This is a genomic window from Aminipila luticellarii (assembly GCF_004103735.1).
GTDB classification, from domain to species: Bacteria; Bacillota; Clostridia; order Peptostreptococcales; family Anaerovoracaceae; genus Aminipila; species Aminipila luticellarii.
Map to the genome: position 1 here is coordinate 686,242 of NZ_CP035281.1, position 25,866 is coordinate 712,107.

Below are 25,866 nucleotides of genomic sequence, written 5' to 3' on the forward strand. Positions count from 1 at the left end.
GGAGGATATAGATATGAACATATCAAATGAGACGCTACAAAAGATAGCAGCCGCAAATCGAGCAAACCCATATGCTGACATTATTCCCTATGAGACTGGTGTCGGTATGCCCACCATCAACTACTCAGGCTTTTTCGTACAGCCTGGTGAATGTATTATTTATGCTGCTCCTGCGCAGACCTTCAAAGACAAAAACCAGGTGGTCGGTTATACCGGGAAGTCTGCCGGAGCAAGTTTCCGTGTGGCAAAAGGTGTTACTGTCCGCACGGGGAGCTCCGGTGGTAAACCTATTCGTGGAACGGTTCGTGACCACAACTATGGTGATTTGATAATCTCCAATAAGCGGGTTGTGTTCATTGGTAAAGATGATTCCTTTGATTTTCCCATAGAGAAAGTGTCTGCCGTCAAAATTCTGGATAGGCAGAGTTTCGTGTTGCAGTCTGGTCGGACATCAAAGAATATTGCTATGGACCCCGCAATCGTTGCATATGCTGCAGGGTTTATCTCCTATGTGCAGAAAGAAGTTGCTGCGGGAATCGATGTCTACAAAAACCACCAGGCTACTCTGACACCAGAGCAAGCCGCATACTGCGATGCTGTGCGACAGGAATGCGCCAAGGTGCGTGTGCCAAAGAAAAAGAATAAGAACGGGTGTCTCTGGACGGTTGTAAAAGTTCTTTTTGCCCTGGTCATTCTTGTGGCTGCGATTGGTATCATCGGCTCGATCATTGGAGGCAACGATGATTCCCTTGGCGGCAGTCAAACCCCCGGCATTATATCGGATTATACCGCATCCGAACTGGTTGCTCTTGAAGATCACCCTCGCATTTTTGATAGCTACGCAGAGGTGCAAGCATTTTACAACGGCATCGGTGACAGCAGAATCGCTGTAACGGATATAACCAAGAAGGCTTCAATGGAAATGGCTCTGGAAACCGTTTATGCTGATGACATCGTGCTGTATATGACACAGCACTCCACAAACGAGGAGTATGTAGGAACCATTGAAATCAATATCTTTGACACGGATTTTGCCGCCGATATGACCATTGAGGGTGCTGCTGATATAGTAGTGTCCTATCTTCCGATTGATTTCTTTGAGTACTATGCCTCGGATGCCTCTTATGTATACGAAAATGACGGCACCAAGATTTATACATATTCGTGCCGCTTAACCGATGAGGGCGTAGAACATCATAATTCTATTGCACCGCAGTATTCCTACTATTACTACATCAAAATTGTAGAATACGCAGACGGTGAACATTGGAAAATCTCTACTGGCTACAGTGCATACGGCGACAAGGATAAAGGTTGGATTGAAAAGTATGCCGAACCTTGGGATGCACCATTCCAAGACTAATACACTGTTGAACAGTACGCATCAGACTGAATTTGAAGGGAGGGTATCGGCGTGTTTGGTGTTGACATCACTGACCATTATGTTGTCTATGACCATGATAAACAATGCAGAGATGCAGGTTCTTTGTATCCTGCAATTGATGTAGAACTCTATGGTAAAAAGGCGAGAAAGGTTCGTATGAGTGGTTGCTGGTACCCGGAGTTCTTATTTCAATCAACTGCCGTCAGCGTTCATTACACGCAACGAGGCAATTATTTGCATTTCAGATTAACGGATTACGGCGTAAAAGATGTGCGGGGTGTGTTTTGCCGGGTACTGCATGAGGGAACCCCTATAAACAACAAGGAGTACTATCAAACGATTTTGTACGATGCCAATGATAGTTTCTCATTGTATACGCCCATAAATGAGGAAATTATAACAGAGAGCATCTCGCTCTGCATAACTGGTGTAAAGTATTGGAATAACGATCAAATCATTGAAAGTACGTCGTATCCCCAAAGAATCACCGCTAAACAGAAAAAAATCAACCAATGCATACGCAGTGCCAGAGATCAACATATTGCACTGCCAATCGAAAAGGCCACCGACAATGTAACAAAATCAACGCGCAAACTACCTTTTACCGAGGAACACATAGAAACAGCTTGGATTTGGTATCCAGAACTGTCTGAATTGTTCGCATGGGTAAGTTCGCAGTGCGATTTGTTGGAGAAAGAAATCTCGGCTTTGCCACAGTCAATTATGAGTATAGATTGCTCTGCTCCGAATGAAAATGATAAGGTGATTTTTATCCCAATCGAGTGTACATTTAACCAAAAATTTTATGCCCGATTGTTTTTGGCGCAAAATCACACGGTAGAGGGCAGAATAGTTTCCCCGTTAGATATGTTACAGTACCAGATTCCAATCCGAGCAGAAAACGAACCTCTTTTACTGTGTTTGTATGGGACCCATTGGCTTGACCCATTAATGCTTTCTCCCGGCGATGCTATAGGGGATGATAAGTGCAAGAACACTTATTCCGATGTTGAGACCAACTCCCCCATATTAAGGATTATTGGCGAAATTAAAGATCGAGTGTCTCATCGATATAGCGAGCGCACAGTCCAATCGTCTAATGTGATGCGTAGGTTTTATCGGTCAATTGAGGCTTTGAGAACCTGGATTAAAGAAAGGTATACCGAAGTGTCTTCTTTGAGCCAAGAGGCCCGTCCTTCACTTTGGACATCAGAATACAGATTGTACCAGTATATTAAGTTGTTGTGTTCGGATGCCATATACCAATACAGAAGTAACTGGTTGGATACGCAGTCATTGGATATATTCATTCCGCAATATAGTTGTGCAATTGAATACCAAGGACGGCAGCATTATGACGCGATTGATTATTTTGGTGGAGAAGCCAAACTGCTGATGCAACGCGAAATGGATGCAGATAAACACCAAAAATGTCAGAATAATGGTGTGAAACTAATCGAATGGTCTTACAAGGAAAAACTTACATTCTCTAATGTGTTGTCTTTTCTAAACGAGAATGTATTTCCAGAACCGATAGACACCGCATTTGTCGAGCGGTGTTTGTCGCTTGGGCTACCTTTTCCTGTAGCAGACCTGTTTTTACCGGTTACATATGCGCAGATAAAAGAAGCGGAAAAAGCAAAGCCTTTTGTGCAACAGACCGAAATCAGAAAATATGCTTTAGACGGAAATTATATTTGCGCCTACAACTCTATTATAGATGCCGCCAAAGATGTTGCAATATCAAGCCAACAGATTTCAAAGGTGCTAAATGGGAGGGCTTCTACTGCCGGCGGTTTTATGTGGGAACGGGTGGACACTGGAACCCCTGTATATTCCATCGCACCTGCAGTGCAGCATTCAGCGGAAAACACATCTAAGTCAATATACCAGGTAGATTCCACGGGAGAAATAGTCGCAGAATTTGATTCTATCAATTCCGCAGAGCGTCGGACAGGAATCAACAGGAAAAGCATTCGTGATGTTCTCAACGGTCGGCAAAAAACAGCCGGTGGATACTATTGGCTTCGCAAGCATTGTGAGTAAAGGGGGCGCGAAAGATGACATGGGCAGATTATTATGATCGATTTTATGATTGGGCAGAAAGCACCCAGGTGCGCTACCTTTCATCACTTTCTACTTTAGGCCCCGCTGATGAGGTCGGTGAAATCATCATTGAACTGCAGGTGAATGTACATGCAGCAAACCGATTGCTTCGCAAGGCGGTCGAAGCAAAACTGGCTTTTTCGGGTTCGGATCTGGTCGAGTTTGCGTGCATCAATGATAAAGAATTGGCAACAGCCGCAGTGCGCAATTCCGCAGAGCGATTGACTGCCGAGGACATGGAATATCTGTACGGTGAGATTGATGATGAGGTTATTATTGAAATCTGCAAACAAAGGCATCTTATGCTACCGGAAGATTTGCGTGAAGAAGAGTACGAAGAGGAAGAACCAGAGGTAATCGAAGAGGAAGAGCCGTTGGTAGAAACTGATATGCGTGTAGATTATTACTGCCCACCACCGAAGCGACCAGGTTTTTTTGCTACACTGTTTGGCGTAATTGCGGGTATTGACATGGCCAGTGGTTCCAATCAACACAGACATAACGGTCGTTGTAACGGCGACTGCGCACACTGTCCTCCTCACTACGGATACCGCTATGGCCGGTGGTATTATGGCCACGATCATGTACACGGCTGTGAATTTGGAGGCAATAAAGGCAGCGGTAGCATGGATTGATGGAGGTTGCTTATGTTTAGTAAGAAAAAGAAGGCACCAGAGCCTATCTTTGATGTTACAAAGAAAATTGCAAAAACTTGGTGGGGTGGAACCAAACTGATCCCCACAACAAAATCAGAACAGAGAAAAATGAAAGCAGAAATTCTGCGAAGACATCCGAATGCCACCGTCCTCGATAGTAGAGAGAAAAAACGGAAAGATCTGGAGTGGATTGACCGTATCGAAGAGTTTGATGCTTTTCTGAACGATTAACACAGGAGATACATATATGGGCTTATTTGATTTATTTAAGAAAAAAGACAAAACCGATGTCGCACCGAAAGTCACACCAGTAAAAACCTCGGTGCCAGAATCTGAAAAGAAGTTTTATCAGCCGGACTCCTACTATACGGATGTTGTTGCTGAAGGAACTGCATTCGAGCGTCGTGTCATCACATTCGAGGAACGCAAAAAGACAGCGGTTCCGTCAAAACGAGGATTATATCCTGCTGAAATATTGCTGTTAGAATATTGCTCTAAAGGCACATATCCAGGCCCCAAAAACGGATATCCGGGTTTTTGGTGGTTTGCTTACGGCATCAGAGATGTTGGAGCCACCCTCAAGAGTTTAGAAGAACGAGGCTACATAGCCTGGGGATCTGTGCGGGATGCAGTCGGTGGATTCACGGTGGCACAATTAAAAGATTTGCTCACATCCCAAAATATGCCAGCAACTGGAAAGAAAGCTGACCTTGTAGAGCGTGTTCTTTCTGGAGTTCCAGACGAAGCATTGATTGCTGCCGGTGCACAGAGAAAGTATATTCTGACAGAGACCGGCCGATTGGAACTGGACGAAAATGCCTATGTGCCTTATATGCATAGCGTGCCGAATAAAACAACCGAAGACACGGGGCTCGGCATGACCTTTAATGTTTGGAGTATTAATAAATTACTTGGAACAGGTGACAAATCCGCATGGAGAGATGTCGTTGACGAACAAGAGCGTAAAATGAACCAAGAAACTGCCGATCGTAATGCTGCCTTTATGCACGACTTAAAGAGAATCGCTCCTGATGAATATTGTAAGCTACGAACCCAGAATCAGCAGATTGCTGCTGTACAAAAAGCCAGAGAGCAATATGACATAGACAAGGATTTAAGTGGATATATTGATTTTTGGGAAATGGTATGGGCCAATGGGGGCTTAAAGTTCGAAGGCGCCGGATGGCATTTCGAGTTACCCGATTTATATATAAAAGCCAAGCGTTATGATGATGCACTTGCCTTTGTCAAGCGACTTAAGGTGGAAAAACCGACATATGCATATAAAGCTGATACTTACATTAAAAAAATCGAGGAAATGAAAGCAAAGCTACAACGTAAAGGGGGTCAATAATTTATGGCTGACAACAAAAAGAAAAGAAAAAGCCTGGTTGATTCCGTCACCTATGCATACATACGAAAAGTAAAAAAATGGATGTTTTGCCCAAACTGTCATGATGGTAAAATGACTATTGATAAAAAGTCTACTGTATGGATTTGTAAGGATTGTGGGTATCAGCTTTCGGCAGACGAATTTGAAGACAACTATGTTTTTTGGTTCTGTGATAATTGTGATGAATATTTGAATAACCAGGAGGGCTTTGACCGCGGTGCTGACCGCCACGTTTGCAGAAACTGCGGCTATGAGAATGATACCACTTTGAATAATATTAAGGGTATCTGCTCTGACTGCGGAACGGTTATTGCTGACCCAGAAGACACACTTTGCCCAGACTGCAAACAGAGTCGAGAACAGAAGGCCAAAGAATGGCTTGCGAAAGCAGGAAAGGTTGTAGGCGTTGTTACCGCAGTTGCCGGAACTGCCGCATATCTGGCATCACAAATCAGCAGCGATGACTCAGCCGAAGATGACACAAGCGGCGTTTCCCCTAAAAAGGACTGGCTGAAATCTGCAAGCGAGGATGAACTCCGAGCGAGAAAAAAAGAAATCAGTGACAGCACAGATTGGCGTTCTGGATCAATCTTGGACGGAGACTTTGACAAAGAAATCGAAGCAATGGATGCCATCGATGAGGAAATCAATCAAAGGGCTTGGGATCAGTACAATAGCGAAGACCACTCTAATGAAAGTTATGGAGTTCACCGTGAACACGGTTGGTATTTACCAAATGATGACTAAAGCGAATGGATGGTAAACCATGCCAACGGAGAGATTGCGATATTCAGCGGAGAAAAAGCGACACAAAAATGATAGATTATTTGGAAAAGGGTGCCGTGCCCTTTGTTCCATTGTGGGATAAATATGTGATGTCATCGTAGAATGGTTGCTCCATATATAATGAGGAGGAACTTTTTATGGACGATAAAACAAAAGCTGATATCGAAGCATGCGTTCCGATGGTCATCGTTCATTGGGACAAAGACGGTAATGTGACCTCGCAGGAGGCATTCAATTTGGAAAACATATCACTGACTGAATGGCAGATGCAATCATTGGCTCGGGCGGCATTAGAAGTGTGCGAACGGTTCTATGCTGACCCGGATAATGTCAAAAAACTTGAAGAGTGGAAAGAAAAAAGAGATGCCGGGGCAAAACGGCAGAAATAACACCTAAGTGACCATTTCTGCGGTTGCATCTCCGTTGCACCTTTTAACGAAAGGCAAACCTTTTAACGATTTATCCGAGGGGTGTGCATTTCGTATCAGAATAGGTCACTACTTTCAAAAACAAAAGGTAATATAGATTTATTGGTCTCAAAGCCAGTAAATCTGCGCCTTTCGAGGGCTTTCACTGTAAAAAGTGGAAGCTCTTTTTTCGTAGATTTATTGAGGTAGAAGCTTCACTCTGACGGGGCTTGAACCTGCAAGTAAAAGCATTCAGAAGTGGCGCCCTTTTTTAGAGCACAGCGAATGAAAAAAGGCGCTACCTAAAATCGAATCAAATAGCAAACCGGACCTGTCAAAAACGCTGATTTTATGGCTGATTAAAAGTCGATAGAAGTCAGTGCCCTTTTTTGACATAGGAGGATGAAAAAAACCTCATCTGCATCCGGAAGCAGTATTTGTAGGCATTCGCAAATTTTCGGGTAAGAAATGAGATTTCATATTGACACTTTTCGATTTGGTGCATATAATATATCATATCGAAGTTTATAGATGTGAGGTGTTAATATGGACTATTATTCGGAAAACACGAAAGTGTTTAAGGCGTTGGGCGATCCCAAGAGAGCGATGATCGTAGATATACTCTCTTGTGGTGAGTTATGTGCCTGCGACATTCTTGAGAAATTTGAAATGTCCCAATCCACGCTGTCCCACCACATGAAAATCCTACGCGAGTGCGGGCTGGTGAAGGGGCGGGAGGAAGGTAAATGGACATATTACTCGCTGGATGCGGAGGCTATTGAAAAAACGAGCCAGTTTTTGAGCGATATCACATCCGATAAAGAAAATTGTATTTGCAAGGGGAGTAAGAATCGCTGTAACAAAGGAGATGTATTATGCGAATTATAATCATAGGTGCGGTAGCCGCAGGGACCTCTGCCGCTGCCAAAGCCAGAAGAAACGATGAAAATGCAGAAATCGTTGTTTATGAAAAGGATAGCTTCATCTCGTATTCCGGTTGCGGTATGCCATACTATATTGGCGGTGAAGTCGAAAGCGCGGAAGAATTGACTCCGCGCGACCCCGCATTTTTCAAAAGCAAATACGATGTCGACATCAGGACGTTGCACGAGGTTATTTCAATCCACCCGGATGCCAAATCGGTTCAAGTTAAGAGTCTGACGACGGGCAAGGTGTTTTCTGATGTTTACGACAAGCTGGTCATTGCAACCGGGGCAACGGCTATTGTTCCTCCGATAAAAGGCACAAATTCGGAGCGCGTTTTTACGCTGCGAAACATCAACGATATGAACCGGATCAAAGCATACATCAATACGGCTGTTCCCAAAACAGCTTCCATTATCGGAACAGGGTTCATCGGGTTGGAGGTTTGCGAAAATCTGAAACGCCTCGGCATAGATGTAACACTGATCGAAAAACTGCCGCAGATCACGCCGGGGCTGGACATCGACATGTCGGTTTATGTTCAGGAGCATATCGAAAAGAACGGCGTTGCAGTTTATACAGATACTTCCGTGACGGAAATTACCGACAACACCGTAATTCTTGCAGATGGTAAAGAAATTCAGGCTGATATGATACTCATGTCAACAGGAGTTCGTCCGAGTACCGGCCTTGCAAAAACAGCCGGAATTGAACTCGGTATTGCCGGAGCAATTCGCGTGAACGAGAAAATGCAGACCAATGTGCCCGATATTTATGCTTGCGGAGATTGTATCGAGCATTTTCATGTGGTAACAGGAATGCCTGTATACCGCCCTTTAGGCTCCACCGCCAACAAAACCGGACGGATAGCAGGTGACTGCGTAACAGACGGCAATTTATCTTTTCGGGGGATTCTCGGCACAGGCATTTTCAAAAGCTTTGACATGACCGTCGCTCAAACCGGGCTATCTGAGCGGGAAGCAAAGGAACTCGGCTATGATGCTGCTGTTTGTCACAATATAAAACTTAATAAGCCGGAATATATGGGTGGCAAAGAAATGGTCATCAAGGGAATTGCGGATAAATCCGACGGCAGGCTTTTGGGCGTGCAGATTGTCGGAGAGGCAGGCGTTGACAAAAGGCTTGATGTGTTTGTTACTGCCATCACCTTCAAAGCGAAGGTGGAGGATTTGTTTCACCTTGACCTGGCCTATGCCCCGCCATTTTCTACGACAAAAGACCCTGTGATGTATACCGGGATGATTTTGGATAACGCCATTCATAAAGGCAGACCGCTGATGATAGCGCAGGAACTTGACGAGCTGATGGGATCCGGCGAGAAATACAACCTGATTGATGCAAGAGTTGTTGCTCAATATGAAAAGAATCATGTTGATACGGCCCAAAGTATTCCTCATGAGAAACTGCGAAAGGCGGCCGATTCACTTGATAAAGATGTGGTCGCGATCACCTATTGCAATAAAGGGACAACTGGTAATGCGGCGCAGAACATTCTGATCGGCAAGGGCTTTAAGCGGGTGTTTAACCTTTCCGGCGGACAGAAGCAATATGGCATAACGCATAAGGAGCCAACACTATGAACAAAGAAAGATCACAGGGCATTGGATTTTTTGAAAAATATCTTACTGTATGGGTACTGCTGTGCATGGCGGCAGGCATTCTAATTGGTAAGTTTCTACCCGTCATTCCCGCTTTTTTAGGGCGTTTTGAATATGCGCAAGTATCTATCCCGATTGCCGTTTTAATATGGCTGATGATTTTCCCCATGATGCTCAAGGTGGACTTCAAGAGTATTAAAAATGTGGGCAAAAATCCCAAAGGGCTTTTTGTAACTTGGGTGACAAACTGGATGATTAAGCCTTTCACCATGTTCGGGATTGCAATCCTGTTCTTCTTTGTGGTATTCAAAGCACTGATTCCGACAGACTTGGCAAAGGACTATTTAGCTGGTGCTATCCTGCTCGGAGCCGCCCCTTGTACAGCAATGGTGTTTGTATGGAGCCATTTGACAAAGGGAGACCCCGCTTACACGGTGGTGCAGGTTGCGACCAACGACCTTATTATCCTCCCGGCCTTTGCACCAATCGTGGCTTTTCTGCTTGGCGTAGGCGGCGTTTCCATCCCGTGGGATACGCTGCTCTTATCGGTGGCGTTATTCGTTGTCATCCCCCTGGTGGCGGGTATCATTACACGGACACAGCTTATCAAACGAAAAGGTGAGGAATATTTTAACAAGACATTCCTGCCGAAGTTTAATAACACCACCATTGCAGGGCTGCTCTTGACACTCATTATCATTTTCTCTTTTCAAGGCAATGTTATTTTGCAAAATCCCCTGCACATCATTTTGATTGCTGTCCCGCTAGTTATTCAGACATTTTTGATTTTCTTTATCGCATATTTGGCAAGCAGGATACTCAAGCTGCCACATAACATCGCCGCCCCTGCCGGAATGATTGGCGCGTCCAACTTCTTTGAGCTTGCCGTAGCGGTTGCCATTGCCTTGTTCGGCGCACAATCTCCAGTAGCATTGGCAACTATCGTAGGTGTGCTGACCGAAGTCCCTGTTATGCTTTTACTGGTACGCTTTGCAAACAAAACCCGTCACTGGTTTCCTGAACCTGCAGTTGATAACAAATAATCATATTAAGGAGTTTTCCACCATGAAAAAAATGAAAATCTTTGAACCCGCTATGTGCTGCCCGACCGGACTTTGCGGCGTGGGCGTCGATCCCGAACTGCTGCGTATGTCCACGGTACTGGAAACGCTGAAAAAGCATGGCGTTATTGTTGACCGCTTTAACTTGAGCAGCGCGCCGGCGGAATTTATCGCCGACCAGACCATCAATACCTATATTAATGAGAAAGGCACAGAGGGATTGCCCGCTGTAATGCTCGATGGCAAAATTGTCATCACGGGTCGGTATCCCGCCAATGAAGAATTCGCAAAGCTGCTGGACCTTCCCGAAAGTGTGCTGGGCAAGCAGAAAAAATCCGGTTCTGGCGGTTGCGGTTGCAAGGGAGGCTGCTGTTAAATGAATCTGTTCGATCCCAGCAATATCCAGCTGACAAAGTATCTTTTTTATACCGGCAAAGGCGGCGTTGGTAAGACCAGCGTGGCCTGCGCCACCGCCGTCTCCCTTGCGGACAACGGGAAAAAGGTGCTACTCATCAGCACCGACCCTGCTTCCAATTTACAGGATGTCTTTTCGATGGAACTGACCAATAAAGGAGTCCCCATTTCCGATGTGCCGAATTTAGTGGTGGCGAACCTTGACCCCATACAAGCGGCGGCTGAGTATCGGGAAAGCGTAATCGTTCCTTATCGCGGCAAGCTGCCCGCATCCGTCATCACGAATATAGAGGAGCAGCTTTCCGGCTCCTGTACCATAGAAATTGCGGCATTCAACGAATTTTCGGGTTTCATCACGGACGGTAAGATTCAGCAGGAATACGATCATATTATTTTTGATACCGCTCCTACCGGACACACCCTACGGATGCTTCAGCTTCCGTCCGCTTGGAGTAATTTCATCAGTGAAAGTACCCACGGCGCATCCTGCCTCGGACAACTCTCCGGCTTGGAGAGCAAGAAAGCCATTTACAAGCAGGCCGTGGAAACGCTGGCTGACGGAAGTCTTACCACGCTGATCCTTGTCACCCGCCCGGAAACCGCGCCGTTCAAGGAAGCACAGCGGGCTTCCGGCGAATTGTCCGCGCTGGGCGTCAACAATCAAATGCTGGTTGTCAACGGAATATTGATGGAACATAACGATGCGCTGTCTTCCAGCCTATACGAAAAACAGCAGTCCGCACTTGCCACAATGCCGGAAAGTCTGAGGACGCTTCCAATCCATAGTATCCCTCTGCGGGCTTACAATGTCACAGGGCTGGAAAATATCCGCGCCCTGCTCCATACCGATTATGTGACTGCACCCGTGCAAACGCTGAACGCCACGCATATTCCTGCGCTGAACGATGTGATAAATGAACTGGCGGCAAAGGGCAAGCGCGTCATCTTCACGATGGGCAAAGGCGGTGTAGGCAAGACCACTGTCGCTGCCGCCGTTGCGCTGAGGCTTGCGAAGCGTGGAAATAAAGTCCACCTCACTACCACCGACCCCGCTGCGCATCTGAAGTTTGTACTGGATGAAACCAGCGGCGTATCCATGAGCCATATCGACGAAGCCGGGGAATTGAAAAAGTATCGGTCCGAGGTGCTTTCCAAAGCCCGCGCGTCCGGCATGGGCGATGAGGATATTGCTTATGTTGAGGAAGATCTTCGCTCCCCTTGCACACAGGAGATCGCCATATTCCGCGCCTTCGCTGAGATCGTGGAAATGGCTGACGATCAGGTGGTGGTTATTGATACCGCACCCACCGGGCATACCTTGCTTTTGTTGGAATCCACACAAAGCTATAACCATGAAATTCAGCGTACCAAGGGCGAAATCCCCGAATCGGTGGCGCGGCTGTTGCCGAGGCTGAAATCCGATGAAGCCGAGGTGTTGATTGTGACCCTGCCGGAAGCGACCCCCGTTTATGAGGCGCTCCGCTTGGAGGACGACTTAAAACGGGCGGGCATCGCCGCCAAATGGTGGGTGGTCAATCAGTCCCTCTACAGCACGAACACCACCAATCCCATGCTGGCGGCAAAAGCAGCAGGTCAGGTTGAGTGGATTAACCGCATTGATGACCATACAAAAGGCAAATTTGCACTGATTGCGTGGAGTGGCGAGGACATTAAGGGCGACCGCCTGTTAACGCTGTAAAAATCAAAATCGCATTGATTTACATGCATAATTCCTATCATGGACAGATTGCGTGGGTTTTGAGGAAGTAACTTGCTATCCTGAAAAATCTTTTTTGCACATACTCTGAGAAAGTGGCTTAAATGCTGGGCTTTTTAAGATTTACTCACTTAAAAAGCAGAAAAATTCGCCGTAACTCGACAAAAAAACAAGTGAAAAATGAAGATTTGGCAGGTTCGAATCTCACCAGTTCCGCCAAGTTATAAGCTACATTTTTGTTGGTAATAAACCAATGAGAATGTAGCTTTTTTCATATGTAAAATAGCAATTGAAGTTTGCAGTACCCAAGCGGGTGCTGCATTTTTGCGTTAAGGAGGTTAGGAAATGAGTAAACAAATTACTACTATCCCGGCAAGACCGAATCAAGATGAGAAAAGATTAAAAGTTGCTGCCTATTGCCGTGTCAGCACAGAGCATGAAGAACAAAGACAGAGCCTAAAATCACAGGTGGCTTACTATACGCAAAAAATCTGCGGTAACCCGGATTGGGATTTTGCTGGTATTTACGCTGAACAGGAATCTGGCACAAGAGTGGATAACAGAGAGGAAATTCAGCGATTAATGAATAATTGCAGAAATGGAAAAGTAGATTTAATTTTAATGAAATCCCTTAGCCGTTTTGGGCGCAATACATTGGATGTCCTGCTTATGCTTGATGAATTATCAAAATTAAATGTGGTTGCCTACTTTGAAACTGAGAATATTTGGTCTAATGATCCTCGAGTAAAAAAGTACATTACTATGGTAGCAGCAGCTTATCAGGAAGAAAGCAGACAGAAAAGTGAAGCTATCAAATGGGGTATCCGAGAAAGCAGTCGCCACGGACATATAAAGTTAAATCACTCACAGTTTCTTGGCTACGGCAAAGATACCAATGGAAACCTTGTAATCATTGAAGAAGAAGCTAAAATTGTACGGCTTATTTATGATTTGTTTCTGCAAGGTTACGGCTGTCGCAAGATCAAGAAATATCTCGAAGATTACGGTATAAAAACGGTCACTGGTAAAGAGCAATGGAGTACGTCAACCATTGACCGAATCTTGTCCAATGAAAAATATATTGGCCGTAATATTACTCCCAAAACTCATACGCCTGATTTTCTTACAGGTAAACAAGAAGAAAACCAAGGACAAATAGATACGATTATTATTGAGAATGCTCACCAAGCGATTATTAGCCAAGAAGTGTTTGAAGTTGTACAGAATTTAAAAGGAAACATTAAGGACAAAGAAGTAATTATAAATAGAATCTGTTTCTAAAGCAGAAATTTTGCTGTTTTTCAATGGGTTTCACTATAATACTGTTAGTATTTCCATAATTTACACAAATCTAATTGCTTTATTCGCCGATGCGATATATAATATATACAATATTTATTTGTAAAAGGAACGTTTTGATGGATTATATGACAGCGAAAGAAGCAGCGGAAAAATGGGCAATCACTCCACGCCGGGTACAGGTGCTTTGCGCACAGGGCAAAATACCGGGCGCTGTTCGGTTTGGGGTTACTTGGGCAATACCCAAGGATGCGGCGAAGCCTAAGGATGGGCGGCGCAGAATACAAAAAGCTGAAAGATAAATACCGAGGAGTTATTTAATGAAAACAACTGTTATTAGTTCTTTTGATGATTATGTTACTTACACAGAAAACTATAAAAACAATTACTATTTTAGAGGACAAGCAAATTGCCAATGGGAAATAGCTCCATCTTTGTTTAGAAAAAAAGACTGTCTACCGTTGGAATGTGAAAAAATTCAGGAAGAGATGAAACTATCCAAATTGGATGTTTTTTCTTCAATATTTAAACTTCAGCACTATGGATTTTCAACGAGAATCTGTGATTTAAGTATTAGTCCCCTGAGTTCATTGTTTTTTACTATAGAAGATAATTCTCAGAGTAACTCCGATGGCGTTGTATATGTTTTTAATAAAGAGCTTGCTATTCCATTTAGCAGCAAAGAGGTTGTGTTGTTTTCAAAAGTTCTTCTAAAAAATTACCCAACCATTGACGCATTAGAGGAGGATGTATTCTCAAAGAATCAGATTCAAGAAATCTTATCTTCAAATTATATTATACAATATGACTATCATTTTTCTTATACGAACCAAAGAGCTATTCTTCAAGGAGGTACAGGAATATTATTTGGATTTGATTGCAGTAATGATGTAATTAGTCCTATTGGCAAAAAGGGTCTTGACGCTTATATCGATGAAAAAATTATTGTTCCCCGTGATATTAAAAGTGAAATAAGCGACAGATTAAGGAAACTCGGCTTTATACATGATGTTTTATATCAAGTTTTTGAAAGTACAAATACAACCAAAAACTTTTCATTAACTAAAACTAAGTTTGATATTCATGATAAATATGAGTTTAGAAAGATTCTGGCCAATTATCAAATTAGTAGTATTAACTTTGATAAAGAAGAATTGATTAAAAGAATTGATGAAATTTATAAAAAATTATTTCTTGCATATGGTGCTAATGCTCGTATATGGCTATACATTTTTCTTGATGAAAATGATCTGACTGAAGGCAACTTTATTTGTAGAACAGAATGGAATCAAGATTGTCCTTACACAATTAAATGGACTAAAGATTATTTTACCAGAAGATTTAGCTATATAAATGAACAGGCCTCTGAACAGGAGATAATTAGGAGATTTAGCGATTTAATTCATCTGATTAATGCCGCATTCGATGATATATCGCATTTTGTTTCTAATAATATATATTCAATAAAGGACTTAATAAATAAAATACAAGCGTATAAAAAACAAGTTAAAATAGCATCTTTTAAATCTGACGACATTCCAAAAGGTAACTGTGATATTGAGAAGTTTTCAAATGCTGCTTATGCATATATCAAGGATGTAGAACGCCTTATTGATGAAATGTTGTTATATACTTCCAGAGGAGAGAAAGAACAATTTCTTAAATACTGGGTGGAAGTTCTTGTGAAAGATTGTAAGAAATCCAAAGAACGTTTGGAAAAGATGGAGGTAAAACATGATTAAAGTTGTATATTTTGATGACTTGTCAGCAACAGATTATCTAAACATATATGATGGTGGAGAAAAAATACAAACTAAAAATAAAATTGAAGAAAAAAATAAAGAGTTAGCAAGTAAGACTTCTGCTAATTTGTTTGCTAAGCTAAGCTGGCTTCCTTTTTTAGGTGGCAGTGCTGAAACAAGTGCAAGTGCAGACTTTTCATTAAGTGGGTCGTCCTTAGTAAAAACTACACTATCAAATACTGTTTTAACAGACTTTTTGAATAGAGCTCAAAATGATGAAAGAATATGTGTATTTAATGATTATAAAGTAAGAGCTTATAAAAACTCTATCGCATTTTTTAAAATGTTTACACCCTTTCTAAAAATTACAAAATCCGACTTCACTACCGATGAGGGTTTTGTTTTCGATATTTCTAAGTTAGATGAGGCTTTTACCAGCGGCAAAGGCTATTATGAATTAATTGCCGAGAATACCGTAGGTGGGATGCTGAAAAAGCACATATTCCGTTTCAACATTGTATCTTTCAGAAATAATTATAGTATAGCTGATTTATCTAAAATGGATTTAAATTATTATGCAGTCAAGGTCGGAAAATCTGAGGAAGAGATGTTGGATATTAGTAAGGAGTTTAATTTTGAGCAGAAATCAATAAGTTCTGCTTTTGATATTATTGAAGATCAAAGTAACGGCAATGCCTTGGATGTATTCGACGTAATTCTTGCCGGAGTAGATATATGAAGAAAATTACTATTTTTTATGGTCCTAAAAAAGGGTATGAAAAACTAATACCAAATGACAACACTTCATTATCAGAATTTATAACCAATGATGATGCGAAAAGGAAAGAGATTATCATTAAGCAACAGAATCAAGGACAAGAATATGAAGCGGAGAAAATTAAAACTCATATTAATAATTTAGTTGCTTATTCAGAATCATATGCTGGAATTACCGAGGGGGCCGTTCAAAGCTTTATCAGCATATTAAGCGGATATGATATTGATAATCTATTCCTTCAAAATCCGCCTATTCAAATACGGCAACAATTTGAACAGACTTTCCCCAAAATAGTTGAAGTAAAAAAATATAATTATAAAACATTGACTAAATCAGCTTTCTTAAAAATAAACAATTCTTTTTCTGAATATATCGTTGGACAAGAGAAGGCTAAAGAACGTATTCTTGTTTCATTATACCCTTTGCTAAATAAATCTAATAGAAAACCTATGGTCTTGATGTTTTATGGTCCTTCGGGGGTAGGCAAAACAGAAACGGCAAAATTCATTAGCAAAACACTGGGTGAAAAACTATTCAGAAAACAATTTTCAATGTTTCATAGTGGAGAGTTTAGCGGTTATTTATTTGGAGGAAACCATTCACAACCATGTTTTGCTAAAGATTTGTTAGAAAGGGAATCAAATGTAATTTTGCTTGATGAGTTTGATAAACCGGCGCCTGTGTTTCATAGTGCTTTTTATCAGCTGTTTGATGAGGGTGTTTTTGAAGATAAAAATTATCATGTCGAATTATTTAATTCAATAATCATATGTACATCTAATTACCAAAATGAGGAGGAAATTAGAAAGTATTTGGGCGATCCAATCTTTTATCGGTTTGATCGATTTATAAAGTTTGATACCTTATCTTTAGAATCAATAAAGAGAATTATTGACATATGTGCGTCAAACAAAATGAAAACCATTAATTTCAAGGAAAGGAAAATCGTTAATATCAAGAGAATTAAAGATATTATGTATAGTAACGCCTCCAGATTTACCAATGTAAGACAAGTCGATAAAATAGTGCAGGAATTTATCGATATGGAATTGGTTAATAGATTTATATTAAATAACTCAAAAAAGTAATACCCCTTTATTAGTGCATCTATTTTGACCTAATGACACAACGACCTTGAAATTTAAATAGTTTCAAGGTTTTTTCATTTTATGAAAGGAAAATGACCACTAATTTAACGCACACGGTCTTTTGAAAAAAATGTTGAGCCGTGTGGGGCAGAAAGGTGGTTTTATTATGCCTAAAATTAAAATGTGTGACAGCGATAACAAAAGTATAAAGGATGGGTGTGAGGAGTTTTTACTTATGTGCAAGGTGAGAAACTATTCCAAGTATACGATTAAGTATTATCAAAATGTGATACACAACTTTGAACTTTTCTATCCACTTGATAGTAGCATTGAAGAGGTTACAGAACTAATAGTAAATAAGTATCTACTATTTCTGAACAATAAAGGGATTGCAGGGAAAACAGTTAAAGCTTATATAGGCGGTATCAGAACAGTATTCTACTTCTTTATGGAGAAAGGTTGGATTGAGAAATTTATCATTAAGAGGCCTAAATTTGAAAAGCCAATTAAAAATGTATATATGAAAGAAGAATTAAATAAACAGCTTCATTCTAAATTAACATATGATGATGCAGAAAATCTCTTTAATTTAATAATAGATCATGGGGAGCATTGTAGTGAAAAGTACTTTAAAGAAGGAATGATTTCAGGAATTAGATTATTCAAGGAGCTACTATATACATAATATAAACATGATTATATAAAGATTTAAGCCACTTTTTATTCTTAATGGATAGATAATACCAAAAGGTATTATAACTTGAAGTTAGGATTAAGAAGTGGCTATTTTTATTGATAAATAAGATGCAATTATAAGGGGGCGTAGTTTACATTCTATCGGAGTATTTGATGTTTTCATAGGGTGCTATCACTTCGGGATACACCGAAAGGTTATTTTTTTCAACCGATACTAATATTTGAATAGAATTTATGAATGGTTTAAATCTTTTAGTTTTGAAGAGGATTCATTTGAAATAAAAAATAAAACCAATAAAAAAGATTAAGCAAATAATAAAAGCCCTCACAAGACAAATTATTAAATACTTAATCTAAATCAACACTTACAAATACATAATATCACTTTTAAATTTTTTCTGCAATCTCTATATTTTTATTTAATAGATATTTATCGGGCTAAATAAAGAAAAGATTTCATAGGTAAATATTGTTAATAATAAAACTTTAATATATAATAACTACAGGATTACCGTTTGGCGGTTTAGTCACTTACTCTCAAAAGGGCTTGGGCTTAATTGGAAGTAGGTGATGCTATGTATGTTACATATGATGGGTTGTTTAACTATTCACTTGTGATAATTGGAATCGTTTCCATTTGTGTTACAGTATGCATTGCAATACTTAAGCACAAAAAATAGCAACAACCGCCTATACTTTAGCGAGTTGGCGGCTGTTGTTTAAAACGTAAGTTTTGACTAACCGCCCTGCAAAAGCGGTAATCCTTTTATATCTATATAATATCATTATATAATTTTTAATTCAACAAAAGTTCTAAAATATTTTTTATTTAATCTTTAACAATTACAATTATTACCAAGTAACCTCACAAATTCACCAAAATTTAAAACTAAAAACGCACCTCTATCCCTTTAATTGCAATGGATTTCACGTTTTTTATTTTTATTAAAATTTTTATCAAAAAATCGGTGTTGAAATTTCAATGGTTTGAGGGGTGTAGGGGTACATTATTCATACTTCGATGTCCAAGGATTCCACCTAATTCGTGGTAGATTTCCTTGATTTCATCGCATATCGCGTTCTTTTGGGCATAGTAATCCGATTTACTATGTTTCAAGTAATTGTAGTAAGCATTTGGAAATATTCCTGTTTTGCTTAGTAGCCAACGGAGGCCAAACTGATTTTTATGATTTTCTATGAATCGATATACCACTAATCGATTCCTTTGCAAAGAATGCCGCTGCTTTTTTTAGGAAGTCATTTTCTTTCTTGGCTTCTGCAAGTTCTTGCCTTAGGTTATGAACCTCCTGCATTAATTCGTATTCGGATTTTGTGGCATCATTTTTTTGGCGTTCTTGGCGATAAGTACGCATCCAGTTGGATATAGTTGCGTGACAAACTCCGTATTCGGCGGCAAGACTTGAAATGGTACGTCCATCTTGGACATGCAATTTTACGACTTTTCGTTTTGTTTCTTCGCTAACTGTTTTCATACAAAAACTCCTTTTCTAATAAGTATTTTAATCTATTAGATGGGAGTGTTACAAGTTTAATATACCATTGCAGGCATGAAAATATTCATTATCCTTACGATGTGAGCGTTCCACTTTACCATTATGTCTTGGAGTATAAGGCCTTATCATTTTATGGATAATACCTTGTTCCTTAAGAGTTCGTTGGAATAGCGTTAACGTTGGATTTTTAGAAGTACCAAGACATTTTGTAAATTCCTGCCCATTATCGGTCTGAACACATTCGATCTTAAATGGGAAAGCTTTCATAACTTGTTTAAGGAATTCAGAAGCAGAATAAGAGCTGTGATCCTCAAAAGCAGCAAGATATCTAAAACGAGAGAATTCATCAATAGCAGTATATTGATAGAATTTCTTATCAGAAGCTTCGCCAACAAGGCAAGAGGATGGAACAAATTTAACATCAATTTGTACTCTTTGACCTGGATACTCCATTTGCTCATATTTTTTAGCAATATATTTAGGATTCTGAGGTTTCTTAGGGATCAAAGATTGTTTGATTAGTACTCGATAAAGACCAGTAATGGATCTGGAATATCCACGCTGTCGCAGTTTGACCCAAAAGACAACAAGACCTGCATTTGGATTCCTACGACGCATATCATGAATGAGTTTAAGCTCATTTGCAGTATGCTAATTTTTATGGGAATGAGGCTTACGAGAAAGTTCTCTCAGGGACTCAATGGAGCCATCATATCTACGCAACCAACGATAAATATATTGCCTGTTGTGATGATATCTGATAGCAGCTTTTGTAAGGCCAAATCTTTGAGCATATTTAATTAAGGATAGACGATATTTCATATCTTGTGTTATACTTGCCATACGGGAGACCTCCAATTTGTGATGTTTTGGTTTGTGGTGAATGAAGCATAACATAATTTTAGTGTTTCCTGTATTTAATTTTTGTCTTAATGTAACACATGTATTGTAATCCTACAAATGGCTGATGTGCACATCGGCCTTGCGGAAGGAATGGACAACAAAAAAGCGCCCCTGTTCGGAGCGTCACAAGCGACATTAGAAAGGCTGCATCAATCAGATAATATCTGCCACCGTTTCCCTCATGCCGCTATTGATGTTTGGGCTAAAGCGCGTCTATGACAATCACCTGTATTTCCAGCGGTGCAAGCTGTGCAACAATTTATTCCTTGCCAAGACCGCCAATATCCCCACCTACTGCGGCGAGAACTGCAAACGGGAAGCGGTGCGGCTCAACAAGCAGCGATTTGACGAAAAGGCTAAAATGCTGGATTATGAGCGGCAGCACAAAAACAGCTATATGTACTGGTACAACAAGGTGAAGAAGCTACAAAACGAATCTTCCGGCGCTGATAAGCGGACGAAAGTGGAAACGGCTTTTGAAGTGTTCAAGGCCAAGAACGTCGAGCGCAAAACGGCGGTAAAGGATGGCCGGATGCCAGAGAAGAAATATATTGATTGGCTTTATAAGCAACAAGGAGAGATCGAGAGATAATAATTGAATTTTTGTAAGATAATCTATCCTGATGCGTCTTATAGTTAAGGAGGTGAAAAAGTGACCGAGATTGAGAAAATATACAAAGAATATTTTTATGACGTTTTTTTGTATATGAAGGGGCTGTCCGGTGATGAGCAAATCGCAGAAGATATTACTTCGGAAACCTTCTTCAAGGCTATAAACGCCCTCGACAATTTTAAAGGTAGATGTGATATAAAAGTATGGCTATGCCAAATTGCAAAAAACTGCTATTTTTCATATCTGCGCAAGAACAAAAACGTTATACCGGCAGATGTGGTTGAAGAACAGGATGACCGCCCTGATTTGGAACAATCAATTGCTAATTCGGAAATGTCATTGATAATACACGAGATTTTGCATAATCTGACGGAGCCTTATAAAGAGGTTTTTACATTAAGAATATTCGGAGAATTAAGCTTTAAGCAAATTGCAAAATTATTCGGCAAAACTGAAAACTGGGCTTGTGTTACTTATCACCGAGCCAGAAATAAAATTAGAGAACGATTGGAGGATTAACAATGAAAGTGACTTGCGATGTAATAAAAGACCTTATTCCCTTATATGTTGAGGATATTGCAAGTGCAGATACCGTTGTACTGATAGAGGAGCACATCGGTTCCTGTGAAAAATGCAAGAAAGAATTGGAAAAAATACGCGCGCCGTATAATATGCCAATTAATACAAATATTTTGCCATTAAAAAAATTAAGAACAGCCCTGCAAAAAAAGAAGATTCTTACTATTTTGTTGTCTATAGCGCTGACGCTGGCCGTTACTGTTATTGCGATTGGTTACCTATCTACTCCCGACTACCTCCCGTACTCAAAGGATGTAATAACCATAACCAAACAAGTCGACGGAAGGGTATTTGCGCAATTCGGAAATGGTGTATCAGGATACAGTTTGGAAAAATATCCCACAGAAGATAACTTGGGTTTTATCTATCATATTAGCACATGGGATAGCATGTGGAGCAGATATATAGCTAAAAACAGCGTGCAGGATATTGTATTAAATCCCGATGGGGAGAAAGTTTCAAGTATATATTATAGTTTTTCAGACGGCAAGGAAGATATTTTAATATACGGGGCAGATCAAAACCCGAACGGCGGTATTATGATGCTTCCGCGCCTATTTCTGTCATATTATGCAACCTTTGCACTAATTATGGCTGTTATTTGCGGTATTGTATTATTTATAATCCGTAAAAATGAAAGATGGAAAAATATTATGGTAAATATTTTACTACTTCCAGCAGCCTATCTTTTGGCTCATATTTGTATAAAAGGGTTCACGGGCGTATCTTACGCTGCAACCCGAGATCTGTTTGCCATACTGCTGGCAACAGTATTTTTGTACAGTGCTTTATTTATTACTAAATTGTTACTTCACAGGAAGTTGACCCAAATCAAGTGAGCATAATATGGAAATGCATATTATGTATTTGCCACTTCATTTCTAAAATGAGGACTAAGGGCACCTAGTTTAAGCCTTTTTATTTCACTTTTGTGGATTTATTCCTACCGAACTTTAACTGATATTTATTCAGCTTATAGTTCAAGGTCTGTCTGGAAATTTTCAGCTCATCTGCCAGCTTGGCCAGAGAACTTGTCTGTTCTCCGCGCTGGGCAATAAAAGCTTTTTCAAAGGTTTCCAGTCCTTCTTTGAGAGAACCGTTGAACCAATACTGATCCGGATAGGACGGAGTTGAGGGCGTTTGATCATCCAGCCAATAGAGCCGAGAAAAGTCATCCTTTTCGATAATAGAGGAAGAAGCAAAGTTAAAGGCTCCCTCAATGGAATTCTTCAATTCTCGCACATTCCCAGGCCAATCGTAGGATTTCAGAAAATCGGATACCTCGGGTGAAACACCCTTAATATTCTTTTTCATTTCCTTGTTGTAAACTTTAATAAAATGGGTGGTCAAATAGGGAATATCGCCTTTTCGCTCCCGCAAAGGCGGTACTTCCAGCTGCACACCGGATAATCGATAGAACAAATCCTTTCGGATGCGGTTCTCGTTTATACAGCACTGCGGATGTTCGTTGATGGCAGCGATGATGCGCACATCGATTTTTTTGGGGGCAGAGCCGCCGATTCTGGTAATCTTTTTCTCTTCAATGGCTTTTAGCAGCTTGGCCTGCATATTCAAATCCATGGAATTAATCTCGTCTAAAAAGACGGTTCCGCCGTTGGCCAATTCAAATATACCCGCTTTGCTTTCTGCGCCGGTATAGCTGCCCTTGGTGGTGCCGAAAAAAATGCTTTCCAGCAGGGTGTTGGGAATAGCAGCACAATTTTGAGAGATGAACAGGTTATTTTTTCTGGTGCTGGAGCTGTGAATGGACTGAGCTACCAGTTCCTTTCCAGTACCGGTTTCTCCATAGATGAGAATACTGGTATTGGTCTGAGATACTTTATGTATTTTATATTTCAGCAGTTTGATTTCTTCCGAAGCGCCGATGATATCCTGAGTCATATATAAGTCATCCGTATGGGTGACAGTCAGATTGGATAAGTCGATTCTGTTACGGAAGGTCAGAGCATCAATAAACTTGGTGGTGCTGATAGCTCCGATAATTTGCCCGTTTTCTACGATGGGAAAGGTGTTGTCTACAGCAGAGATTTCCCGGCCGGAGGCATGCCGAAGAATCTGGGTCTGATTGGTGGAGGTTTCGCCATACTTGACGGCTCGGGAACAGGTAGATGTTTCTGCTGTCAAATTGGGCCAGATATCCATGGGCGTTTTGCCAATGGAGTTTTTTTCATTCAAGTTGATGTCGTTGTCCACAAAGAGCCGATTATAGCGGACGATACAGTTCTCGTCCACAATCATGATTCCGTCAAAGAAGTTTCCTATGTTTGTTACCAGATTATAATAAACGTCATTGAGCATTTCCTATACTCCTTTTCATTGAAATTAGTTTCATCATAGCATAAAAATCAAAAACGTGTAAGGATCTTTCCATATTCAGTAAAAATTTTTATAAAATATTCTGAGAATAGTTCTTCCTGTTTTCAAAAATATGGAAAATAAACAGCCTGCTTTAAAAATGTTTTTTTGCTGATATTCTTATGTTTTCAAGCCCTATGCCCTAACAGCCCAAGCCTATTTATTCTAGCAGTTTGATTTTGGCATTCTTTTTGCGCTTTATAGGCGCAGAAAATAAGACTGCATGCAAAGGCCAGAACGGAGCAGAGGGGGAAAAGCCTATGAATTAATTAAGCCGCAGAAAAAAATTGCGACAGATTCACAGATTTGAAAAAGAAAGAATTAATAGAAATTCACAAAATTTAGAAAAGAACGTAGTAGGAATTTATGAAAATGAAGAAGGAGTAATTAGAAATGGATAAAATCATCGGTAAAGATATCGAAAAGACTGACAATCTGAATCGAGCATTAAAGCTTCCTGCCGTCGTTATGGTCAGCATGGGCGGAACTGTGGGGACAGGCCTCTTTCTAGGCTCGGGATACGTCATGCAGAATGCAGGTCCGGGCGGAACGCTGATTGCTTATTTATTTGGAGGCGTCATCATGTATCTGATGATGCTGTGCCTGGGAGAACTGATGGTAGCAAAACCGGTAGCAGGCGGCGTGCAGGCGTATGCTACTGAGATGATCAATCCGGCTATGGGTTTTACAGTAGGATGGATTAAAACCTTGGCCTATGCCTTGACGGCATCTGCGCAGCTGGTAGCTTCCTCAATTATTATCGGCAACATTTTTCCTCAAGTACCGTCCATTTATTTTATAGCCGCATTTATTTTACTTTTTATTGTGATGAATATGGGGCCGGTAGATAAAGCAGGAAATTCGGGATTTGTTTTTAGCAGCATTAAGTTTTTTCTGGTCATCTCTTTTATATTAGTTGGCTCTGCCATGATTCTGGGGATTGGATTTAAACCCACAGGCTTTTCCAACATGGTCAATGACGGAGGATTTTTCCCCGTGGGCATAAAGGGTATCGTGATGACTATGATGTCGGCGGCTTTCGCCTTTGGCGGTGCTGATCTTTGTGCCAGTGCGGCAGGAGAGGCTGAAAATCCGGAAAAGACTCTTCCTAAGGTAATCAACTGGACCATTTGGGGATTGATTGTGTGCTACATCGTATCCTTTGTGATCCTGCTGGCCATTTTACCTTGGCGTACAGCAAGTCTAAATTCCAGCCCATTTGCTGATGTATTTAAGCTGGCTGGTTTTCATTCAGGAGAACTTATCGTCAATGTATGTGTATTGACATCAGCCCTGTCGTCAGGCAATGCTTTCGTTTTTGCCTGCACCCGTTCTCTGTGGTCTATGGGAAGCTTAGGGCAAGCGCCGTCCTTTCTGTCAAAGCTGAGCAGGAAAAAGGTGCCTGTTGCGGCACTGATAACCACCATGGTAGTGGCTTCTCTGGCTGTAATATCTGCTTTTGTGGCCAAGGATACCGTATACTTGTTCCTGCAATCCGTCATCGGTATCGCTAATGTGTTTACATACACTTTGTACGCTGCCTGTCTCATGATATTTAGAAAGGCATACGTAGAGGAACAAGGGTCTGCGGAGAGTTTAAAATATAAAACACCTTTTTATCCGATTACACCTGTTCTGCTCATCACCATGTGTGCTATTCTATTCATAGGCATGTTTTTTGATCCTAGTCAGAAATTAGCATTGATGACAGGAATTCCGACATTGGTTCTATTATATGGGTTCTTTAGCCTATATCAGAATGTTTTAAAAAAATCTATAAATAAATAACAGGGAAAGGCACAAGCTTTCCT

Annotated in this window: 26 protein-coding genes and 1 pseudogene; 23 read left to right on the plus strand and 4 right to left on the minus strand. The window is 40.9% G+C overall.

Annotation, left to right across the window (positions count from 1 at the left end; all coding sequences use genetic code 11):
* Window positions 1-13 precede the first annotated feature (13 nt).
* From EQM06_RS03200 to EQM06_RS03290, 18 genes are all read left to right on the plus strand, one after another.
* Window positions 14-1,363 carry a PH domain-containing protein gene (locus EQM06_RS03200; RefSeq protein WP_128744966.1) on the plus strand — a complete coding sequence of 450 codons (1,350 nt, stop codon included), beginning with the start codon at window positions 14-16 and terminating at the stop codon, window positions 1,361-1,363.
* A gap of 51 nt (window positions 1,364-1,414) precedes the next feature.
* The gene (locus EQM06_RS03205) at window positions 1,415-3,430 is read left to right on the plus strand and encodes an NUMOD1 domain-containing DNA-binding protein (RefSeq protein WP_164914326.1); all 2,016 of its coding nucleotides are present in this window, start codon (window positions 1,415-1,417) and stop codon (window positions 3,428-3,430) included.
* A gap of 14 nt (window positions 3,431-3,444) precedes the next feature.
* A complete protein-coding gene (locus tag EQM06_RS03210) occupies window positions 3,445-4,125 on the plus strand; it encodes a hypothetical protein (RefSeq protein ID WP_128744967.1) in 681 nt (226 codons plus the stop codon).
* A gap of 12 nt (window positions 4,126-4,137) precedes the next feature.
* Window positions 4,138-4,377 carry a hypothetical protein gene (locus tag EQM06_RS03215; RefSeq protein WP_128744968.1) on the plus strand — a complete coding sequence of 80 codons (240 nt, stop codon included), beginning with the start codon at window positions 4,138-4,140 and terminating at the stop codon, window positions 4,375-4,377.
* Window positions 4,378-4,393: 16 nt separating this feature from the next.
* A complete protein-coding gene (locus EQM06_RS03220; RefSeq protein ID WP_128744969.1) occupies window positions 4,394-5,500 on the plus strand; it encodes an SAP domain-containing protein in 1,107 nt (368 codons plus the stop codon).
* Window positions 5,501-5,503: 3 nt separating this feature from the next.
* Window positions 5,504-6,286 carry a hypothetical protein gene (locus EQM06_RS03225; RefSeq protein ID WP_128744970.1) on the plus strand — a complete coding sequence of 261 codons (783 nt, stop codon included), beginning with the start codon at window positions 5,504-5,506 and terminating at the stop codon, window positions 6,284-6,286.
* Window positions 6,287-6,462: 176 nt separating this feature from the next.
* Complete coding sequence (locus tag EQM06_RS03230) at window positions 6,463-6,714, plus strand: hypothetical protein (protein WP_128744971.1); 252 nt, start codon at window positions 6,463-6,465, stop codon at window positions 6,712-6,714.
* A gap of 564 nt (window positions 6,715-7,278) precedes the next feature.
* Entirely contained in the window at window positions 7,279-7,620 is a 342-nt protein-coding gene (locus EQM06_RS03240) for an ArsR/SmtB family transcription factor (RefSeq protein ID WP_128744972.1), read from the plus strand.
* Window positions 7,608-9,257, plus strand: coding sequence for an FAD-dependent oxidoreductase (locus tag EQM06_RS03245; protein ID WP_128744973.1), 1,650 nt, complete (start codon window positions 7,608-7,610; stop codon window positions 9,255-9,257). The genes EQM06_RS03240 and EQM06_RS03245 overlap by 13 nt, the downstream gene beginning before the upstream one ends.
* Entirely contained in the window at window positions 9,254-10,318 is a 1,065-nt protein-coding gene (gene arsB, locus EQM06_RS03250) for an ACR3 family arsenite efflux transporter (RefSeq protein WP_128744974.1), read from the plus strand. Before EQM06_RS03245 ends, arsB begins: the two co-directional genes overlap by 4 nt.
* A gap of 22 nt (window positions 10,319-10,340) precedes the next feature.
* Complete coding sequence (gene arsD / locus EQM06_RS03255) at window positions 10,341-10,712, plus strand: arsenite efflux transporter metallochaperone ArsD (protein ID WP_128744975.1); 372 nt, start codon at window positions 10,341-10,343, stop codon at window positions 10,710-10,712.
* Window positions 10,713-12,449, plus strand: coding sequence for an arsenical pump-driving ATPase (gene arsA / locus EQM06_RS03260; protein ID WP_128744976.1), 1,737 nt, complete (start codon window positions 10,713-10,715; stop codon window positions 12,447-12,449). It abuts the gene before it with no gap.
* A 363-nt stretch (window positions 12,450-12,812) separates the two neighbouring features.
* Window positions 12,813-13,748 carry a recombinase family protein gene (locus tag EQM06_RS03265; RefSeq protein ID WP_128744977.1) on the plus strand — a complete coding sequence of 312 codons (936 nt, stop codon included), beginning with the start codon at window positions 12,813-12,815 and terminating at the stop codon, window positions 13,746-13,748.
* Window positions 13,749-13,885: 137 nt separating this feature from the next.
* Window positions 13,886-14,068, plus strand: a complete 183-nt coding sequence (locus EQM06_RS03270; RefSeq protein WP_128744978.1) for a helix-turn-helix domain-containing protein — start codon at window positions 13,886-13,888, stop codon at window positions 14,066-14,068.
* An 18-nt stretch (window positions 14,069-14,086) separates the two neighbouring features.
* Window positions 14,087-15,508 (plus strand): FRG domain-containing protein, encoded by a 1,422-nt coding sequence (locus EQM06_RS03275; RefSeq protein WP_128744979.1) that lies wholly within the window; start codon window positions 14,087-14,089, stop codon window positions 15,506-15,508.
* On the plus strand, window positions 15,501-16,247 hold the full coding sequence (locus EQM06_RS03280; protein ID WP_128744980.1) for a DUF6414 family protein: 747 nt from the start codon (window positions 15,501-15,503) through the stop codon (window positions 16,245-16,247). Before EQM06_RS03275 ends, EQM06_RS03280 begins: the two co-directional genes overlap by 8 nt.
* Window positions 16,244-17,374 carry an AAA family ATPase gene (locus tag EQM06_RS03285; protein ID WP_128744981.1) on the plus strand — a complete coding sequence of 377 codons (1,131 nt, stop codon included), beginning with the start codon at window positions 16,244-16,246 and terminating at the stop codon, window positions 17,372-17,374. The genes EQM06_RS03280 and EQM06_RS03285 overlap by 4 nt, the downstream gene beginning before the upstream one ends.
* 166 nt (window positions 17,375-17,540) lie before the next feature.
* Window positions 17,541-18,059 carry a phage integrase SAM-like domain-containing protein gene (locus tag EQM06_RS03290; RefSeq protein WP_164914327.1) on the plus strand — a complete coding sequence of 173 codons (519 nt, stop codon included), beginning with the start codon at window positions 17,541-17,543 and terminating at the stop codon, window positions 18,057-18,059.
* Between the two features lie 1,195 nt (window positions 18,060-19,254).
* On the opposite strand, the gene EQM06_RS03300 is transcribed toward EQM06_RS03290, so the two are convergent.
* From EQM06_RS03300 to EQM06_RS13090, 3 genes are read right to left on the minus strand one after another with little or no spacing between them, the layout of a single operon-like run.
* Window positions 19,255-19,563 (minus strand): transposase, encoded by a 309-nt coding sequence (locus tag EQM06_RS03300; protein ID WP_128744984.1) that lies wholly within the window; start codon window positions 19,561-19,563, stop codon window positions 19,255-19,257.
* Between the two features lie 48 nt (window positions 19,564-19,611).
* Window positions 19,612-20,202, minus strand: a complete 591-nt coding sequence (locus EQM06_RS03305) for a DDE-type integrase/transposase/recombinase (protein ID WP_230975009.1) — start codon at window positions 20,200-20,202, stop codon at window positions 19,612-19,614.
* 33 nt (window positions 20,203-20,235) lie between these two features.
* Window positions 20,236-20,427: a hypothetical protein gene (locus tag EQM06_RS13090; RefSeq protein ID WP_230975010.1), complete on the minus strand. Its 192-nt coding sequence runs from the start codon at window positions 20,425-20,427 to the stop codon at window positions 20,236-20,238.
* 253 nt (window positions 20,428-20,680) lie between these two features.
* Here EQM06_RS13090 and EQM06_RS03310 point away from each other — a divergent pair, with 253 nt between their 5' ends.
* From EQM06_RS03310 to EQM06_RS03320, 4 genes and pseudogenes are all read left to right on the plus strand, one after another.
* Window positions 20,681-21,079, plus strand: coding sequence for a hypothetical protein (locus tag EQM06_RS03310; protein WP_128744985.1), 399 nt, complete (start codon window positions 20,681-20,683; stop codon window positions 21,077-21,079).
* A 60-nt stretch (window positions 21,080-21,139) separates the two neighbouring features.
* Window positions 21,140-21,619 (plus strand): RNA polymerase sigma factor, encoded by a 480-nt coding sequence (locus EQM06_RS03315; RefSeq protein ID WP_128744986.1) that lies wholly within the window; start codon window positions 21,140-21,142, stop codon window positions 21,617-21,619.
* Window positions 21,620-21,621: 2 nt separating this feature from the next.
* Window positions 21,622-21,723, plus strand: a pseudogene (locus EQM06_RS13475) (zf-HC2 domain-containing protein); the annotation flags it as partial.
* 21 nt (window positions 21,724-21,744) lie between these two features.
* Window positions 21,745-22,518: a hypothetical protein gene (locus EQM06_RS03320; protein ID WP_230975011.1), complete on the plus strand. Its 774-nt coding sequence runs from the start codon at window positions 21,745-21,747 to the stop codon at window positions 22,516-22,518.
* Between the two features lie 79 nt (window positions 22,519-22,597).
* On the opposite strand, the gene EQM06_RS03325 is transcribed toward EQM06_RS03320, so the two are convergent.
* Window positions 22,598-23,998 carry a sigma-54 interaction domain-containing protein gene (locus tag EQM06_RS03325; RefSeq protein WP_128744988.1) on the minus strand — a complete coding sequence of 467 codons (1,401 nt, stop codon included), beginning with the start codon at window positions 23,996-23,998 and terminating at the stop codon, window positions 22,598-22,600.
* Window positions 23,999-24,448: 450 nt separating this feature from the next.
* Between EQM06_RS03325 and EQM06_RS03330 the strand changes: the two genes are divergently transcribed.
* Window positions 24,449-25,843, plus strand: coding sequence for an amino acid permease (locus EQM06_RS03330; protein ID WP_128744989.1), 1,395 nt, complete (start codon window positions 24,449-24,451; stop codon window positions 25,841-25,843).
* Window positions 25,844-25,866: the final 23 nt, after the last annotated feature.

Coding starts and splice junctions, on each gene's coding strand:
- EQM06_RS03200 (WP_128744966.1), top strand. CDS start 14: ATGAACATATCAAATGAGACGCTACAAAAGATAGCAGCCGCAAATCGA.
- EQM06_RS03210 (WP_128744967.1), top strand. CDS start 3,445: ATGACATGGGCAGATTATTATGATCGATTTTATGATTGGGCAGAAAGC.
- EQM06_RS03215 (WP_128744968.1), top strand. CDS start 4,138: ATGTTTAGTAAGAAAAAGAAGGCACCAGAGCCTATCTTTGATGTTACA.
- EQM06_RS03220 (WP_128744969.1), top strand. CDS start 4,394: ATGGGCTTATTTGATTTATTTAAGAAAAAAGACAAAACCGATGTCGCA.
- EQM06_RS03225 (WP_128744970.1), top strand. CDS start 5,504: ATGGCTGACAACAAAAAGAAAAGAAAAAGCCTGGTTGATTCCGTCACC.
- EQM06_RS03230 (WP_128744971.1), top strand. CDS start 6,463: ATGGACGATAAAACAAAAGCTGATATCGAAGCATGCGTTCCGATGGTC.
- EQM06_RS03240 (WP_128744972.1), top strand. CDS start 7,279: ATGGACTATTATTCGGAAAACACGAAAGTGTTTAAGGCGTTGGGCGAT.
- EQM06_RS03245 (WP_128744973.1), top strand. CDS start 7,608: ATGCGAATTATAATCATAGGTGCGGTAGCCGCAGGGACCTCTGCCGCT.
- arsB (WP_128744974.1), top strand. CDS start 9,254: ATGAACAAAGAAAGATCACAGGGCATTGGATTTTTTGAAAAATATCTT.
- arsD (WP_128744975.1), top strand. CDS start 10,341: ATGAAAAAAATGAAAATCTTTGAACCCGCTATGTGCTGCCCGACCGGA.
- arsA (WP_128744976.1), top strand. CDS start 10,713: ATGAATCTGTTCGATCCCAGCAATATCCAGCTGACAAAGTATCTTTTT.
- EQM06_RS03265 (WP_128744977.1), top strand. CDS start 12,813: ATGAGTAAACAAATTACTACTATCCCGGCAAGACCGAATCAAGATGAG.
- EQM06_RS03270 (WP_128744978.1), top strand. CDS start 13,886: ATGGATTATATGACAGCGAAAGAAGCAGCGGAAAAATGGGCAATCACT.
- EQM06_RS03275 (WP_128744979.1), top strand. CDS start 14,087: ATGAAAACAACTGTTATTAGTTCTTTTGATGATTATGTTACTTACACA.
- EQM06_RS03280 (WP_128744980.1), top strand. CDS start 15,501: ATGATTAAAGTTGTATATTTTGATGACTTGTCAGCAACAGATTATCTA.
- EQM06_RS03285 (WP_128744981.1), top strand. CDS start 16,244: ATGAAGAAAATTACTATTTTTTATGGTCCTAAAAAAGGGTATGAAAAA.
- EQM06_RS03290 (WP_164914327.1), top strand. CDS start 17,541: ATGCCTAAAATTAAAATGTGTGACAGCGATAACAAAAGTATAAAGGAT.
- EQM06_RS03300 (WP_128744984.1), bottom strand. CDS start 19,563: ATGAAAACAGTTAGCGAAGAAACAAAACGAAAAGTCGTAAAATTGCAT.
- EQM06_RS03305 (WP_230975009.1), bottom strand. CDS start 20,202: ATGCGTCGTAGGAATCCAAATGCAGGTCTTGTTGTCTTTTGGGTCAAA.
- EQM06_RS13090 (WP_230975010.1), bottom strand. CDS start 20,427: ATGGCAAGTATAACACAAGATATGAAATATCGTCTATCCTTAATTAAA.
- EQM06_RS03310 (WP_128744985.1), top strand. CDS start 20,681: ATGTTTGGGCTAAAGCGCGTCTATGACAATCACCTGTATTTCCAGCGG.
- EQM06_RS03325 (WP_128744988.1), bottom strand. CDS start 23,998: ATGCTCAATGACGTTTATTATAATCTGGTAACAAACATAGGAAACTTC.
- EQM06_RS03330 (WP_128744989.1), top strand. CDS start 24,449: ATGGATAAAATCATCGGTAAAGATATCGAAAAGACTGACAATCTGAAT.